Raw genomic sequence first — 14491 nt, 5'->3', positions numbered from 1 at the left:
TGGCGTGGACGAGCGAGCGCGTGCTGGGAACGAGCGGGTGGGCGTCGGCGTGGCGCTGGCGGGGATGCGCGGCTGGCCCGCGCGCCGCTGGCTGACCGCGGCCGCCGTCGCGGCGGGCTTCACCCTCGCCGTCGCGGTGCCCACCGACCTCATCGACACCGCGGTCTTCTCCCGCGAGATCCCGCCGACGTGGTGGGCCTGGCCGGCGCTGCTGGCCTCCTCGGTGCTCGCCGGGCTGGTCGTGGCCACCTACGTCCGCGTGCCCGGGGAGCCGGTCGCCGCGGACGGTGCGGAGGGCGACGGCCCCGACCGCTCGGCCACCCGCGGCTGGATCGGCGGCACGCTCACCTTCTTCGCCGTGGGCTGCCCGGTCTGCAACAAGCTGGTCCTGGTGCTGCTCGGCACGTCGGGGGCGCTGACCTGGTTCGAGCCGCTCCAGCCGCTGCTGCAGGTCGCGGCGGTCGGCCTGCTCGGCTGGGCGCTGCTCACCCGCCTGCGCGGGGACGTGCTGTGCCCGGTGGGCCCGGGCGGCCGGGCCGGGGCAGAAGCGAGCCTCCCGCGCTGACAGGTAACGCGGGAGGCTCGCCGCTCTGGGGGTGCCGACCGTCAGGGGGACAGGTCGGTCACGACATGGGGGACGGGGCCGGGAGCGCCGCGGCCGACCGGCTGGGGGTCGACCCGGCCGCCGGCCGCGAGCAGCGCGAGGTCCTCGGCGCTGAGCCGGCCGCCCACCCGCCGCAGCTGCGAGCGGCGCAGCGCCCCGGGCCGGACCAGCAGCCCGCCGACGCCGTCGACGTACACCACGTCGGGCAGCGGGTACGTCGGCTCCGGCGGCGCGGGCGGCAGGCCCTCGTCGTCGGCCGGCCGGCGCCGGGCGCGGTGCCAGAGCAGGCCGACCGGGAGCGGGATCAGGAGCAGGACGATCGCCAGCCACGGGACGGTGGACCACTCGGCGTCGACCAGCAGCCCGGTGCGGTCGGCCCAGCCGACGACGGCCATCTGGGTGCCGACGGCGGCGACCGGAACGTCGACGTCGAGCATCACCTCGCGGCTCTCGCCGGCGGGGACGACGACCCCCGGCAGCATGGTCTCCGAGGTCTCCACGGCGCCGGAGCCGAACCCGTAGCGCAGCTCGGGTACCGCTCCGGCCACCCCGCCGTCGTTGCTGATCGTGATCACGACCCGCGCGTCGCCGCCGAGGCCGAGCAGGCGGCGCAGCACCGATCCGCCGCCGTCGACCACGGCACCCTCGATGGTGAGGTCGGCCGGCTCGGGCGTCTCGCGCACCGGCGGCGTGCCCATCCGGACGCCGGCGACGTTGATCGGCACGTCGACGACCTCGGTCCCGCCGGAGAAGGGGCTCAGGTGGACCACGCACGGGCACGGGCGCGGCGGGCGCTGGAGCGCCAGCTGGAGCCTCACCACGCCCTCGTCGTCCGCGCTGCCGAGGGCGGCGCGGGGCAGGTCGCAGGCCTGGGAGCCGCCGATCGCCAGGTCGCCGCAGAGCACCGCCTGGACCTGGGTGTCCGGGGCCCAGCCGGCGCTGTAGACCGCGACCCGGTCACCGATGCCGGCGTTGTTGGGCAGCACCGATCCGGTCAGCGCGGCGGCCTCGTCGCCGTCCGGGGTCGCGTCGTCGGCCGAGGCGGGGGCGCCGAGGGCGGTGAGCGCCGCGACCACGGCGAGCGCGACCAGCGCCGCGGCGAGGGGTCGCCGGCCGGGTCGTCGTCGGGGTGGGAGGGGTCCTCGGGGCACGGCATCCCTCACCGGCCGGCCGAGACGGTGATGACCGGCGCGCCCTCGGCGCCCGCGAGCGGGTCGGGCGCCGTGCGGCGGCGGTGCAGCCACCAGCCGAGCGCGCCGAGCAGGATCGCGGCGAGGAGCGCGAGCGGGATCCAGGGGACCAGCCAGGCGGAGGCGTCGGCGCGGGCGCCGGCGCCCTCGTCGGTGGTCAGCGCGACCTCGGCGGTGACCCGGCCCGCGGACGGGACGTGCGCGACCGGCTGGGAGAGGGTCGCCCGCTGGCCCGGGAGCAGGTCCACGAGCTGGTCGACGGTGACCTCGTCGGCCACGCCCGCGAGCCCGGTGAGGGTGATCAGGGCGGTCGGGGAGAGCCGCAGGTTGCCGGTGTTCTCCACGGTGTAGGTGACGGTGCCGCTGCCTTCGCCGGACCACGGCCAGGCGCCGCGGTCGTGGTCGAGCCGGACGTCGCTCACCTCCAGGGAGGGCGCGGCGGGGCCGCTGACGCGCACGTACATCCGGGAGCCGACCGCGCGCTGGATGCCGACGTCGATGCCCTCGTCGCCCGAGGAGGAGATCGCCACGTCCATCGCGACGACGCCACCCACGTGGTCGCCCGGGGAGGCGTTGCGGGGGATCCTGATGGTGATCGGCACGTCGACCTGGGTCTTGCCGTAGACGGTGACCTGGCTGGTCAGCGGCTTGATCCAGGAGCCGAGGTCGACCATCTCCTCCTCGTAGCCACGGAGGGCGAAGAAGCCGTCGCGCTCGGTGTTGTAGCCGTCGGCGCCGTAGAGCTTGAAGGTGAGCGGCTTCTTGGTCCAGTTCTGGATCCGGACCTTGTCCTTGATCTTCGAGCCCGGGTCGCCCTCGAGCACGAAGTACGTGCGAGGCGCGGCCGCGCCCTCGGCCGGTGGCGTCGGGGTGACGGACCAGGCTCCGTTGTCGGTGGCGCCGGCGGGCGGCGCGAGGAGGGTGGTGCCGAGGAGGGTGGTGGCGGCCAGGACCGCGGCAGCCAGGACGCGGAACGTGCGGAGCGGGGCGGTCATCTGCTCGGTCCTCCTCGTGCGGTGGGGGAAGTGGGGGTGGTGACCCGGGTGGGTGCGGTGGGCACCCACCCGGGCCGGTACCTCAACCGGTGATCACTGCTCGCTCACCGGGTCGTCACGGTCACGACAGCGTGAGCGTGAGCGTGCCGGTGTAGTCGCCGGCGGCCTGGTTGATGAGCAGGTCGAGCAGCAGGTCGGCGTCGGCGGCGACGTCGCCGCCGCTGACGTTGTCGGCGCCGAGGTCGCCCACCAGCACCGAGCAGAGGCCGACCGCGGTCGCGTCGTCCGCGAACGCCGCCTGCGACCCGGTGGTGACCGTGTCGTCGCTGTTGGCGGCAGCGGCGCAGGCCGGGGTGATGGTCAGCTTGTCCGGGGCGATGTCCGCCGGGCCGGAGAGGCCGGAGAACTTCGCCGTCAGCGCCCAGCCGAGGTCGCCACCGCGGTAGTCCATCACGTTGACGTCCTGCAGCGAGCCGGTGGAGACCTGGTCGGTGCCGTCGAGGGTGATCCCGCTCATCGCGACGTCACCGGCGTTCTTGGACATCTTCAGGTCGCCCGCGGTCACGGTCAGGGTGACCACCTCGAGCAGCGAGCACTCCCCGGTGGTGGCGAGGCCCTCCTTGGCGGTGCAGGCGTCGCCCGAGAAGGTGAACGCCGCGACCGAGAAGATCGCTCCGGGGCCGGGTCGCTGGCTCGCGCCGATGAAGGCGGTGGTGGAGTCCTGGACCGTGAAGGACGCGGAGAGCGTGCCGGTGGCCGAGGTGGTCGCCAGCACGGGCGTGTCGGCGGTGGCCGGCGGCGGCGGTGCGCCCACGAGTGCCTGGTAGCCGCCGACGGTGATCGACTTGCTCGGGTCCCAGTTGCTGCCGGTGACCTGGACCGTGGTGCCCGCGCCGCCACCGGCGATGCTCAGCTGGACGGTGGGCGAGCCCAGGAGGGTGATCGCCTGGGTGCCCGCCTCGCCGCCGAGGGACAGCTTGAGGACCTTGGCGCCGGTGAGACCGGCCGGCACGGTGACCGAACCGCTGCCGGTGCCGCCGCTCACGGCGAACGTGGTGGCGCTCGCCGCGTCGCAGGCGCCGCCGCCGACGTCGCACAGCTCCGCGGAGGCCGTGCCGTCCGAGGTGAAGTCCGAGCCGGTGAACGAGATCACGTCACCGGCGCGGGCGGCGTTGGTGACGTTCTGGTTGGTGATGCCGTCCACGGTCGCCGTGGCCACCGCGAACGCGCTGAAGCTCGAGGTCACGTTGGTGTCGATCGGGGTCGTGGCGGGGTTGATGCCGGTGGCGCCGGTCGTGCCGCTGGACTGGCCGTTGCACTGGACGCGCAGCGTGAACGACGGGATGTCGTAGATGACCTTGCGGAAGACCACGTCGTTGTTGCCACCGGCCGGGATCGTGAACGATCCGTTGATGGTGTCGCCGGGGATCGCCGCGAAGCCGGGCGCGTTGAACGCCTTGGTCACCGGGGGGAGGTTGGTGCCGTTGACGGAGAAGTAGTAGTACGCGGTACCGCTGGCCGCCGGACCACCGTTGTTGGGACCGGTGTTGAACGTCAGCGACATGTCGCGGGTGTCGCCCACGGTGCTGCCACCGCTGGTGGTCAGGACGTAGTCGGCGCCGGCGCCCCAGGAGGCGAGCGAGCTGCTGAGCTCACCGGCGCTGGTGTCGGTGGAGTCCACCGCCGAGCCGCCGACGGCGGAGTACACCCAGCAACCACCGGTGGGCGTGACGGCCATGGCCGGTACGGCTGTGGTGACGACGGCGGCGCCCGCCATCAGGACAGAGCCGCTGAGTGCGGCGGCTACCTTGTTCCTTGCTCTCATCTACCCGTATCTCCTTGTCGGGATCACGCCCCGGGGACAGCGGGGCGAGGTGAGTCGCAGAACCTGTCTCTGCACCGCGCCCATCGGGTGGCGCAGCCGGATCACCGTCGCGAGGCGGGAGATATATCGTCAATCATATATTCTCTATATCCTCACGATTGGGTACGGCTCGACTGACGGCTCTATTTGCCTGCGACAGCGTGTTACAAGCGTTCCACGGCGGTGCCGCTCATCCCGCGCCGCCCGGCGCCAGCAGCTCCGTGCCGCGCATCCGGCAGGCCAGGTGCAGGCCGAACCGCACGTCCGGGTCGGTGAGGTCGACGCCGAGCGTCGCCTCGATCCTCTGCATCCGGTAGGAGACCGCGTTCGGGTGCAGGTGCAGCGCCGCGGCGGCGTGCTTCGGCGACGACTGGTGGTCCAGGTACGCCGACAGCGTCTCGATCGCGCGCGCCGACCGCTCCGGCCCCAGCGCGTCCAGCGGCGCCAGCATGTCCCGGACGATCCGGCGGCTCAGCGGCGAGGACCACAGGTCCGCCAGCACCCGGCGCACCCCGGTCACGTCGAGGGTGGTGACGGCGCCCTCCCGGCCGGTCTGCTGGGCCAGGTCGAGCGCGGAGCGCGCCTCCGCCGCGGACTGGCGCAGGCCGCCGAGGCCGCGCTGGTCGCTGCCCAGGCCGACGTACACCTCCGCGTCCTCGCGCCGGAGGTCGGCCAGCAGCTCCTCCAGCCCGGCCCGGGCGACCCGGGTCAGCGACGGGCCGTCGAGGTCGTCGCTGGCCACGATCAGCAGGCCGCCGCCGGTCCGGGCGACGTGCCACCAGGTCTCCTGGGGCAGGAACCGCTCCAGGCAGAGCATCTCCGCGTGGTCGACCAGCCGCCGCTGCGCGGCCAGGCTCGCCTCGGCCGAGAGGTCGCCGTCGGGGCGGAACCGCAGCGCCGCGGCGACGTGGTTGAGGTCGACCGGGAAGTCGACCCGCCGCGCCTGCTCGTCGAGCGCCGTCAGCTGGGTCGACTCCGCCATCACGATCTGCGCCAGCAGCTCCGCGCGGGTCTGGGACGGTGCGAACGCCCGCTCCAGCTCGCGCCGCTTCCGCGTCCCGATCGCCGCCACGGCCGCGGGCAGCACCAGGCGCGCGGCGTGGTCGCCGGGCGGGCAGACCAGCTCGCCGACCACCCGGTCGCCGATCAGCACCGCGCCGGGTGACCCGGGCGCCGGCGGCACCCACGCCCGGTCGGTCGCGGGCGTGCGCAGCTCCAACGCCTGCCCGAGCGCGGCGGTGAGATCCGCGACCAGCTCGTCGGCGCTGCCCGCCGCCGGGTCGGCGTCGGGGTCCGTGTCGGCGTCGGCGTACCGCGCCAGCACGGCCAGCGCGGCCTCGGCGCGCGCCACGGTGTCGGCGGCGCCGCCGCGCACCATCCGGTTGAGCCACAGGATCAGCTCGGCCACGTTGGTCTCCGCCGGCACCGACAGCACCGCGAGCCCGCCCCGCGCGGCCAGCCGGGCGCTGGTCACCGGCAGCTGGTGCAGGCCGACGAGGACGACGGCCGCGTGGTCGCGCTCGATGCAGTGCCGCACCGCCACGTCCAGCTCGTAGGGCTCGGCGGCGCGCAGCGCGCTGGGCAGCACCACGAGCAGCGCGCCGGCGCCGGGCGCCGCGACGTCGGCGAGGTCGCCGATCGCGGCGACGTCCCGCACCTCGGGGGAGTCCTGGCTGTGACCCAGGTCCCGGCCGGACAGGGACACCAGGCCCCGGTGGGCGCCGCTGTGCAGGAGGTCTGCGACCGTTGTCACCGGTGCATTGTGTCATGGCCACAAGGGCGCCCCGATCATTGTGATGAGACGACATTGAGGTTCCCCGGAATGCCCCTGAGCATGGCTGACATGCACGCATATCCCCGTGTTCGCGAGATCAACGCGGACAACCTCGACGCCCTGGCCCGCGGGTGCGCCATCCTCGGCACCGGCGGTGGCGGGAGCGTCGACACCGGGCTCCTGACCTCGCGCAGCGCGATCGAGAAGTCCGGCCCCGTGCCCGTCGTGACGCTCGACGAGCTCGCCGACGACGCCGTCGTGGTGCCGCTCTCCGGCGTCGGCGCCCCGACCGTCTCCCTCGAGATGCTCCCCAGCGAGCAGGACGTGGTGGCCCTCGCCGCCGAGATCCAGCGGATCATGGGCCGTCCCATCGACGCGGTGATGTCCTCGGAGATCGGCGGCTCCAACGGCGTCCACCCGGTCGCCTGGGCCTCCCAGCTCGGCGTGCCGCTGGTCGACTGCGACGGCATGGGCCGCGCCTTCCCCGAGGTGCAGATGGTCTCCATGAACGTGGCCGGCCTGCCCGTGAACTTCATCGTGCTCGCCGACGTGATCGGCAACGTCAGCGTGATCCGCCCGGTCGACGGCGAGTGGTCCGAGCGGCTGGCCCGCGCCGCGGCCGTCGCCAGCGGCGCGCACTCGCTGATGGCCGACTACGTGCTGACCGCGGCCGAGTGCCGCGGCGCCGTCATCGACGCCACCGTCAGCCAGGCCGTCGCCCTCGGCTCGGCCACCGTCGGCGCCGGCGACCCGCTGGCCGCGCTGGTCGAGACGCTCGACGCGCGCTCGCTGGTCAGCGGCAAGATCATCGACATCGAGCGCCGCACCGGCGGCGGCTTCGTGCGCGGCTCGGTCGTCATCGAGGGCACCGGCGCCGACCGCGGCCGCCTGGTCCGCGTCGAGATCCAGAACGAGAACCTGGTCGTCCTCGACGAGGGCGAGGTGCTGGCCAGCGTGCCGGACCTGATCACCCTCGTCGACACCGCCAGCGCCCAGGCGATCTCCACCGAGTCACTGCGCTACGGCCAGCGGGTCAGCGTGCTGGCCTGGGCCTGCGACCCGCTGTGGCGCACCCCCCGCGGCCTGGAGATCGCGGGCCCCCGCGCCTTCGGCTACGACCTCGACTTCGTCCCGGTCGAGGAGATCGGCAGCACCACGATCGGAGCCCCCCGTGCCTGACCTCGACGCGACCCCCAACCCCGCGAGCCCGGTGGGCACCGCGGGCCTGGACGGGCGGGACCTGCGGATCGGCATCGACGTCGGCGGCACCCACACCGACGCCGTCGTCCTCGACGAGACCAACACCGTGCTCGCCTGGACCAAGCAGGCGACCACCGCGGACGTGACCACCGGCCTCGGCAACGCCGTCGCCGCCGTCCTCGAGGAGCTCGGCCCGCGGCGCGACCGCGTCGGCCGGGTGATGCTCGGCACCACCCACGCCACCAACGCGATCCTGGAGCGCCGCGCGCTCGGCCGGGTCGCCGTGGTCCGCCTCGGCGCCCCGGCCACCACCGCCGTGCCGCCGCTCCTGGCGTGGCCCGCGGACCTGCGCGAGGCCGTGCTGCTGGACTCGGTCATCGTCGGCGGCGGCCACCTGGTGGACGGCTACCCGATCGCCCCGCTGGACACCGACGCCATCGCCGCCTTCCTCGACTCGGTCGAGGGCCGCGCCGAGGCGGTCGCCGTCACCGGCGTCTTCAGCCCCGCCTTCCGCGAGCAGGAGCTCGAGGTGGCCACGATGGTCGCCGACCGGCTCGGCGCCGACGTCCCGGTCTCCCTCAGCCACGAGATCGGCAGCCTCGGCCTCGTCGAGCGCGAGAACGCCGCCGTCCTCAACGCGGCCCTGTACGGCGTCGCGCGGGGCGTCACCGAGGCCCTGGCCGCCGTGCTGGAGGGCCACGGGCTCGAGGTCACCAGCTACTTCGCGCAGAACGACGGCACCCTGATGGCGCCCGACTACGCCGCGCGCTACCCGGTGCTGACCATCGGCTCGGGCCCCGCGAACTCGCTGCGCGGCGCCGCGTTCCTCTCCGGCGTCAGCGACGCGATCGTGGTCGACGTCGGCGGCACGTCCAGCGACCTCGGCGTCCTGGTCGGCGGCTTCCCGCGGGAGTCCGCGCTCGCCGTCGACATCGGCGGGGTGCGCACCAACTTCCGGATGCCCGACATCCTGGGCCTGGCCATCGGCGGCGGCACCCGCGTGCGCGGCGAGGCCGGCGACGTCACCGTCGGCCCGGACTCGGTCGGCTACGCGCTGGGCACCGAGGGCCTCTCGTTCGGCGGCGAGGTGGCCACGCTCACCGACGCCGCCCTGGTCGAGGGCCGCGTGAGCATCGAGGGGACCGACGCGTCCCGCGCCGACGGCGTACGGAAGCTGCTGTCGGACGCGCTGGCCCAGACCGACGAGTCGGTCGCCGAGGCCGTGGACCAGGTCAGCCTGGGCCGCAGCTCGCAGCCGCTGGTCGCGGTCGGCGGCGGGTCGTTCCTGGTCCCCGACGACGTGCCCGGCGTGAGCACCGTGCTGCGCCCGCGCTACGGCCAGGTCGCCAACGCCGTCGGCGCCGCGATCGCGATGGCCAGCGGCCGCTGGGAGACCATCGTCCCCGCCGGCCCCGCCCGCGCCGAGGCGCTGGAGGAGGCCAAGCGGATCGCCTGCCAGCGCGCCATCCAGGCCGGCGCGGAGCCCAGCCAGGTCGACGTCGTCGAGCTGACCGAGGTCCCGCTGTCCTACCTCCCTGAACCTGCGATCCGGGTGCACGTCAAGGCTGCCGGCCCCCTGGGTCGGGTGTGAAGCATGCCCAACGAGAATGGAGCAACCGTGAAGAGAGTCCTTGCCGTCACCGCCGCGTTGACGTCGCTCAGCCTGGTCACCGCCTGCGGCGGTGGTGAGGTCCGCGGCGGCGGTGGGGGTGGCGCGGGTGCCGACAGCACCTTCGTCTACGCCTTCAACCTCAACGTGGTCACCGAGTGGGACCCGGCCGTGTCGTACTCCAACGAGATCATCGCGATGGAGAACCTCTACGAGTCGCTGACGTTCTACAACGCGGAGACCGAGGAGGTCGAGCCCCGCCTGGCCACCGAGTGGTCCACCAGCGAGGACGGCCTGACCTGGACCTTCACGCTGCGCGACGACGTCACCTTCCACACCGGCCGGGCGCTGGACGCCGAGGCCGCCAAGCAGGCCATCGAGCGCACCATGGAGCTCGCCGGCGGGCCGGCGTACATCTGGGACGCGGTGAAGAAGATCGAGGCGACCGACGCGCGGACGCTGGTCTTCACGCTCGACTACGCGACGCCGCTGGACCTGGTCGCCTCCTCGGCCTACGCCGCCTACATCTACGACGTGGACGCGGCCGGCGAGGGCGACCTCGGCGAGTGGTTCAACGAGGGCAACGACGCGGGCACCGGCCCCTACACCGTCGACAGCTGGGCCCCCGGCACCGAGAACGAGCTCCGGCTCGAGGCCGCCGAGGACTACTGGGGCGGCTGGGAGGACGACCAGTACGAGGCCGTCGAGTTCCGCGTCAGCCCCGAGGTGACCACCTCCTGGCAGCTGCTCCAGGCCGGCGACGTCGACTACGTCGAGCGCCTCAGCCCGCAGCTGTTCGAGCAGGCCGGCTCCACCGACGGGATCCAGACCACCGAGACCCCGTCGTTCCAGAACCTGCTCGCCCTGTTCAACACCGCCGACGGGCCGCTGGCCGACGTCAAGGTGCGCCAGGCCGTCCGGCTGCTCACCGACGTCCCCGGCCTGACCGCCGCGCTCGACGGCGCCGTGGTCGAGGCCGACGGCGTCGTGCCGGCGGGCCTGCTCGGCGCCGGCTCCGGCTACGTCTCCGAGGCCGACGTCGACGCGGCCCGCGACCTCCTCGCCGAGGCCGGGTACGACGAGGGCAACCCGCTCGAGCTCAGCCTCACCTACGCCCAGGGCGACGACGACCAGCAGGTCTTCGTGACGCTGCTCGGCTCGGCGCTGGCCGAGGTCGGCGGCAAGCTCAACGCGAAGCCGATGCAGTGGAACGCGCAGTGGAAGCAGGCCACCTCCGGCGACCGCCAGGACATCTTCGTCATGTACTGGTACCCGGACTACGCCGACGCCTACTCCTGGTTCGCGAACATCTTCCGCTCCTCCGACGAGCCGTTCTTCAACCTCACCTACCTGAAGGACGCCCAGGTCGACGAGCAGATCGACAGCCTGCCGGTGCTCACCGCCACCGACCCCGAGCAGGCCGCGCAGGTCTACGCCGACCTGCAGGACGAGCTGATCACCGAGCAGGCCGTGATCGAGCCGCTGTTCGTGCAGAACTACCAGCGCGCGTTCGCCGACTCGGTCGAGGGCTACGTGGACAACCCGGCCTACCCCAACGTCGTCTTCGTGCACGACCTGACGAACGCCGGCTGATCCGATGGCCCGCCACCTTCTGCGCCGCCTCGGCCAGGCCGTCCTCGTGGTCCTGGGCGTGGTCGTCGTCTCCTTCCTGATCGCACGTCAGGTCCCCGGGGACGCCGCGATCGCCGCGGAGGGTGCGCGGGCCAGCCAGGCCCAGCTGGACGAGGCCCGGGAGCGGCTGGGGCTGGACCAGCCGCTCCCCGTCCAGCTCTGGCACTACCTGCAGGCCCTCGCCCAGGGCGACCTGGGCGAGAGCCTGACCACCCAGCAGGCGGTCACCTCCGACCTCGGCCGGGCGCTGCCCGCGTCCCTGGAGCTGGTGCTCGCCGCGATGCTGCTCGCCGTCGTGGTCGGCATCCCGCTCGGGGTGCTCGCCGCCCGCTACCGCCGCGGCCCGGTCGACACCACGGTCCGGCTCTCCTCGATGCTGATGGTCTCCGCGCCGGTCTTCCTGCTGGCGCTGGCGATCCAGCTGACCTTCGCCACCCGGCTGGGCTGGTTCCCCGCCGCGGGCGAGTACGACCGGGCCCTGGACCAGACGAGCCCGCTGACCGTCTACACCAACCTGACCGCGCTGGACGCGCTGATCACCGGCAACTGGCCGATCCTGGTCAGCACGCTGCACCACCTGGTGCTCCCGGCGGTCGTGCTGGCGGCGTACCCGATCGGCGCCGTGGCCCAGATGACCCGGGCCGCGCTGCTGGAGGAGTCCAACCAGGACCACGCCGAGATGGAGCGGGCGATGGGCTTCGGCCGCCTCGCCGTCCTGGTCCGGTTCTCGCTGCGCCCGGCGATCGGCCCGGTGCTGTCGCTGGTCGCGCTGGTCTTCGCCTACTCCCTGGTCAACAGCTTCCTGGTGGAGGCGATCTTCAACTGGCCGGGGCTGGGCTCCTACACCGCGAACGCGATCCGCTCCGTCGACGCCCCGGCGATCGCCGGCGTCACCCTGGTGATCGCGCTGGTCTACGTGTTCCTCAACCTGGTCGTCGACCTCGTCCAGACCGCCCTCGACCCCCGGGTGCGTGCCGCATGAGCGTCCATCCCCCACTCGACCCCGCCCACGACGTCGAGCAGCCGGCCTACCGCGGCCGCTGGACCCGCCGGGTCGTCGCCGTCGTCGGGGCCGACCGCCTCGCCGCCGTCGGCGCCGTGGTCCTGCTGCTGATCGTCGCCGCCGCCGTGCTCGCGCCCTGGCTGGCGCCGTACCCGGACGACGCGCGCAGCGCCACCCACTCGCTGGAGGCCCTCCAGGGCCCGAGCGCCGAGCACTGGTTCGGCACCGACCGGGTCGGCCGCGACGTGCTCAGCCGGGTCCTCTTCGGCGCCCGCACCTCGCTCACCATCGCCGCCGCGGTGCTCGCGATCGCCGCGGTGGTCGGGGTCTTCCTCGGCGTCGTCGCCGGGTACGCCGGCGGCTGGCTGCGCGACGTGATCATGCGCGTCACCGACGTCTTCCTCGCCTTCCCGGCGCTGCTGCTCTCCACCGCGCTGGCGCTGATCCTCGGCCCCAGCGTGACCACCGCGATCATCGCGATCGCGGCCACCTGGTGGCCCTGGTACACCCGCCTGTCGGCGTCCATGGCCTCCACGATCCGGGGCCGCGCCTACGTCGACGCCGCCCGCTGCCTCGGGGTCTCCCGCGGGCGGATCGTGGCCCGGCACGTGCTGCCGAACTCCCTGACGCCGGTGCTGGTGCAGCTCTCGCTGGACGCCGGTGGCGTGATCCTGACCGCCGCCTCGCTCTCCTACCTGGGCCTCGGCGCCCAGGACCCGACCGCCGAGTGGGGCCTGATGGTCCAGCAGGGCCAGTCGCTCTTCTCCACCGCCTGGTGGGTCGCCGCCTTCCCCGGCCTGGCGATCCTGGTGACCGCGTTCTGCTTCAACGTGCTCGGCGAGGGGCTGCGCGACGCGCTCGACCCGAGGAGGGGCAACCGATGACGCCGACCACCCCGCTGCCCGACCTGTCGGTCCCCGAGCTGGTCGAGGTCCGCGACCTCACCGTCTGGTACGGCGGCCGCCAGGTCTCCTCGATGCCGCGCCTCGAGGTCCGACCCGGCGAGTGCGTCGCCGTCGTCGGTGAGTCCGGCTCCGGCAAGTCCACGCTGCTGCGCGCCATGCTGGGGCTGCTCTCGGGCACCCCGGCGGTGACCACCGGCAGCGTCACCGTCGACGGCCGCGACGTGCTGTTCGCCGACGAGCGCGAGCTGCGCGACATCCGCGGCTCCCGCGTGGCGCTGGTGATGCAGAGCCCGCAGGGCTCCCTCAACCCGACGATGCGGCTCGGCACGCTGATCCGCCGCGTGCTCAAGCGGCACGGCGTCCGCGGCGCCGAGGCGCGCGAGCGGATCGCCGGCGCCCTGGCCAGCGTCCGGCTGCCCGAGGAGATCCTGCGCCGCTACCCCAGCGAGGTCTCCGGCGGCCAGGCGCAGCGGTTCGCGATCGCCGTCGCGGTCGCGCTGGAGGTCGCCGTGATCGCCGCCGACGAGCCGACCAGCGCGCTCGACGTGACCGTCCAGGCCGAGGTGATCGGCGTGCTGCAGCGGCTGCGCGAGGAGCGTGGGCTGGCCGTCGTACTCGTCTCCCACGACCTGGCGCTGGTCTCCACCGTGGCGGACCGGATCGTGGTGATGAAGGACGGCGAGGTCGTCGACGAGGGCGACGTCGAGCACGTGCTGCACGAGTCGGAGTCGCCGTACACGCGTGAGCTGATCGACGCGGTGCCGGTGATCCGCCCGGCCGATCCGGAGCCTGAGCGACCCGTGGAAGAGGAGGCGGCGCGATGAGCGAGCCCTGGCTGGTGGCCGACGGCCTCTCCCTGGCCTACGGCCGGACCACGGTCGTGCACGACGTCGACCTCGCCCTCGGCGACGGCGACACCCTCGGCATCGTCGGGGAGAGCGGCTCGGGCAAGTCCACCCTGGCCCGCGCCCTCCTCGGCCTGCTCCCGCCCAGCGGCGGCACGGTGAGCTTCTCGGGCACCCCGCTCGGCCGCCTGTCCCGCGCCGAGCGGGGCGAGTACCGCCGCAGCGTGCAGCCCGTCTTCCAGGACGGCGTGGAGACGCTGGACCCGCGGATGACCATCGGCGACTCGATCGCCGAGGGGCTGCGCGGTGGCCGCGCCGCCCGCGATGCCCGGGTCCGCGAGCTGCTCGCCGACGTCGGCCTCGACCCGCGGTCCCACCCGGGCCTCGCGCAGCGCCGCCCGCACGAGCTCTCCGGCGGTCAGCGGCAGCGGGTCGGCATCGCCCGCGCGCTGGCCGTCGAGCCCCGGCTGCTGGTGCTCGACGAGCCGACCAGCGCCCTCGACGTGACCGTGCAGGCCCGGATCATCGAGCTGCTCGACCGGCTCCGGGCCGAGCGCGGCCTGGCCCTGGTGCTGATCACCCACGACCTCGCGGTGGTGGACCGGCTCTGCGAGCGGTCCCTGGTGATGTACGACGGCCGCGTCGTCGAGCGGGGCCGCACCCGCGACCTGCTGACCCGCCCCGAGCACCCGTACACGCGGCGGCTGCGCGCCGCGGTGCCGGAGCTGGGCGGGGGCATCCCCGAGGTGCAGCCGCTGCCCTGACAGCGCGAACAGGCACTTGGGGCGGCGCGAGCCGGGGCTTGGGGCGGCGCGAGCCGGGGCTTGGGGCAGCGCGAGCCGGGGCTTGGGGCAGCGCGAGCCGCCGGCC

Annotated in this window: 12 protein-coding genes; 8 read left to right on the top strand and 4 right to left on the bottom strand. The window is 74.0% G+C overall.

Annotated elements, in window-relative coordinates; genetic code table 11:
• The first annotated feature begins 4 nt into the window (after positions 1-4).
• Positions 5-565: a hypothetical protein gene (locus ABLM29_RS07530; protein WP_349713435.1), complete on the top strand. Its 561-nt coding sequence runs from the start codon at positions 5-7 to the stop codon at positions 563-565.
• 41 nt (positions 566-606) lie between these two features.
• Here the strand turns inward: ABLM29_RS07530 and ABLM29_RS07525 are convergent, their stop codons facing one another.
• The 4 genes from ABLM29_RS07525 to ABLM29_RS07510 form a co-directional block, all read right to left on the bottom strand.
• Entirely contained in the window at positions 607-1755 is a 1149-nt protein-coding gene (locus tag ABLM29_RS07525) for a hypothetical protein (RefSeq protein ID WP_349713433.1), read from the bottom strand.
• An 8-nt stretch (positions 1756-1763) separates the two neighbouring features.
• Complete coding sequence (locus ABLM29_RS07520; protein WP_349713432.1) at positions 1764-2789, bottom strand: WxL protein peptidoglycan domain-containing protein; 1026 nt, start codon at positions 2787-2789, stop codon at positions 1764-1766.
• Positions 2790-2910: 121 nt separating this feature from the next.
• The gene (locus ABLM29_RS07515) at positions 2911-4566 is read right to left on the bottom strand and encodes a hypothetical protein (protein ID WP_349713431.1); all 1656 of its coding nucleotides are present in this window, start codon (positions 4564-4566) and stop codon (positions 2911-2913) included.
• A 277-nt stretch (positions 4567-4843) separates the two neighbouring features.
• Entirely contained in the window at positions 4844-6406 is a 1563-nt protein-coding gene (locus ABLM29_RS07510; RefSeq protein WP_349713429.1) for a helix-turn-helix domain-containing protein, read from the bottom strand.
• A 90-nt stretch (positions 6407-6496) separates the two neighbouring features.
• Here ABLM29_RS07510 and ABLM29_RS07505 point away from each other — a divergent pair, with 90 nt between their 5' ends.
• Genes ABLM29_RS07505 through ABLM29_RS07475 form a run of 7 tightly spaced genes read left to right on the top strand, consistent with a single transcriptional unit; the run spans position 6497 to position 14385 of the window.
• Complete coding sequence (locus ABLM29_RS07505) at positions 6497-7606, top strand: S-methyl thiohydantoin desulfurase family protein (RefSeq protein WP_349713428.1); 1110 nt, start codon at positions 6497-6499, stop codon at positions 7604-7606.
• The gene (locus tag ABLM29_RS07500; protein ID WP_349713427.1) at positions 7599-9218 is read left to right on the top strand and encodes a hydantoinase/oxoprolinase N-terminal domain-containing protein; all 1620 of its coding nucleotides are present in this window, start codon (positions 7599-7601) and stop codon (positions 9216-9218) included. The genes ABLM29_RS07505 and ABLM29_RS07500 overlap by 8 nt, the downstream gene beginning before the upstream one ends.
• Positions 9219-9245: 27 nt before the next feature.
• The gene (locus ABLM29_RS07495; protein ID WP_349713425.1) at positions 9246-10829 is read left to right on the top strand and encodes an ABC transporter substrate-binding protein; all 1584 of its coding nucleotides are present in this window, start codon (positions 9246-9248) and stop codon (positions 10827-10829) included.
• A gap of 4 nt (positions 10830-10833) precedes the next feature.
• Positions 10834-11850, top strand: coding sequence for an ABC transporter permease (locus ABLM29_RS07490; RefSeq protein WP_349713424.1), 1017 nt, complete (start codon positions 10834-10836; stop codon positions 11848-11850).
• Positions 11847-12755, top strand: coding sequence for an ABC transporter permease (locus ABLM29_RS07485; protein ID WP_349713423.1), 909 nt, complete (start codon positions 11847-11849; stop codon positions 12753-12755). The genes ABLM29_RS07490 and ABLM29_RS07485 overlap by 4 nt, the downstream gene beginning before the upstream one ends.
• Positions 12752-13600 carry an ATP-binding cassette domain-containing protein gene (locus tag ABLM29_RS07480; RefSeq protein ID WP_349713421.1) on the top strand — a complete coding sequence of 283 codons (849 nt, stop codon included), beginning with the start codon at positions 12752-12754 and terminating at the stop codon, positions 13598-13600. Before ABLM29_RS07485 ends, ABLM29_RS07480 begins: the two co-directional genes overlap by 4 nt.
• Positions 13597-14385, top strand: coding sequence for an ABC transporter ATP-binding protein (locus ABLM29_RS07475; RefSeq protein ID WP_349713419.1), 789 nt, complete (start codon positions 13597-13599; stop codon positions 14383-14385). The genes ABLM29_RS07480 and ABLM29_RS07475 overlap by 4 nt, the downstream gene beginning before the upstream one ends.
• Positions 14386-14491 lie beyond the last annotated feature (106 nt).

The sequence above is a fragment of the Nocardioides sp. YIM 152588 genome (assembly GCF_040191335.1).
GTDB lineage: Bacteria > Actinomycetota > Actinomycetes > Propionibacteriales > Nocardioidaceae > Nocardioides.
The sequence above is the reverse complement of the archived record's forward strand: the minus strand, read 5'-3'. Positions and strand labels throughout refer to the sequence as shown.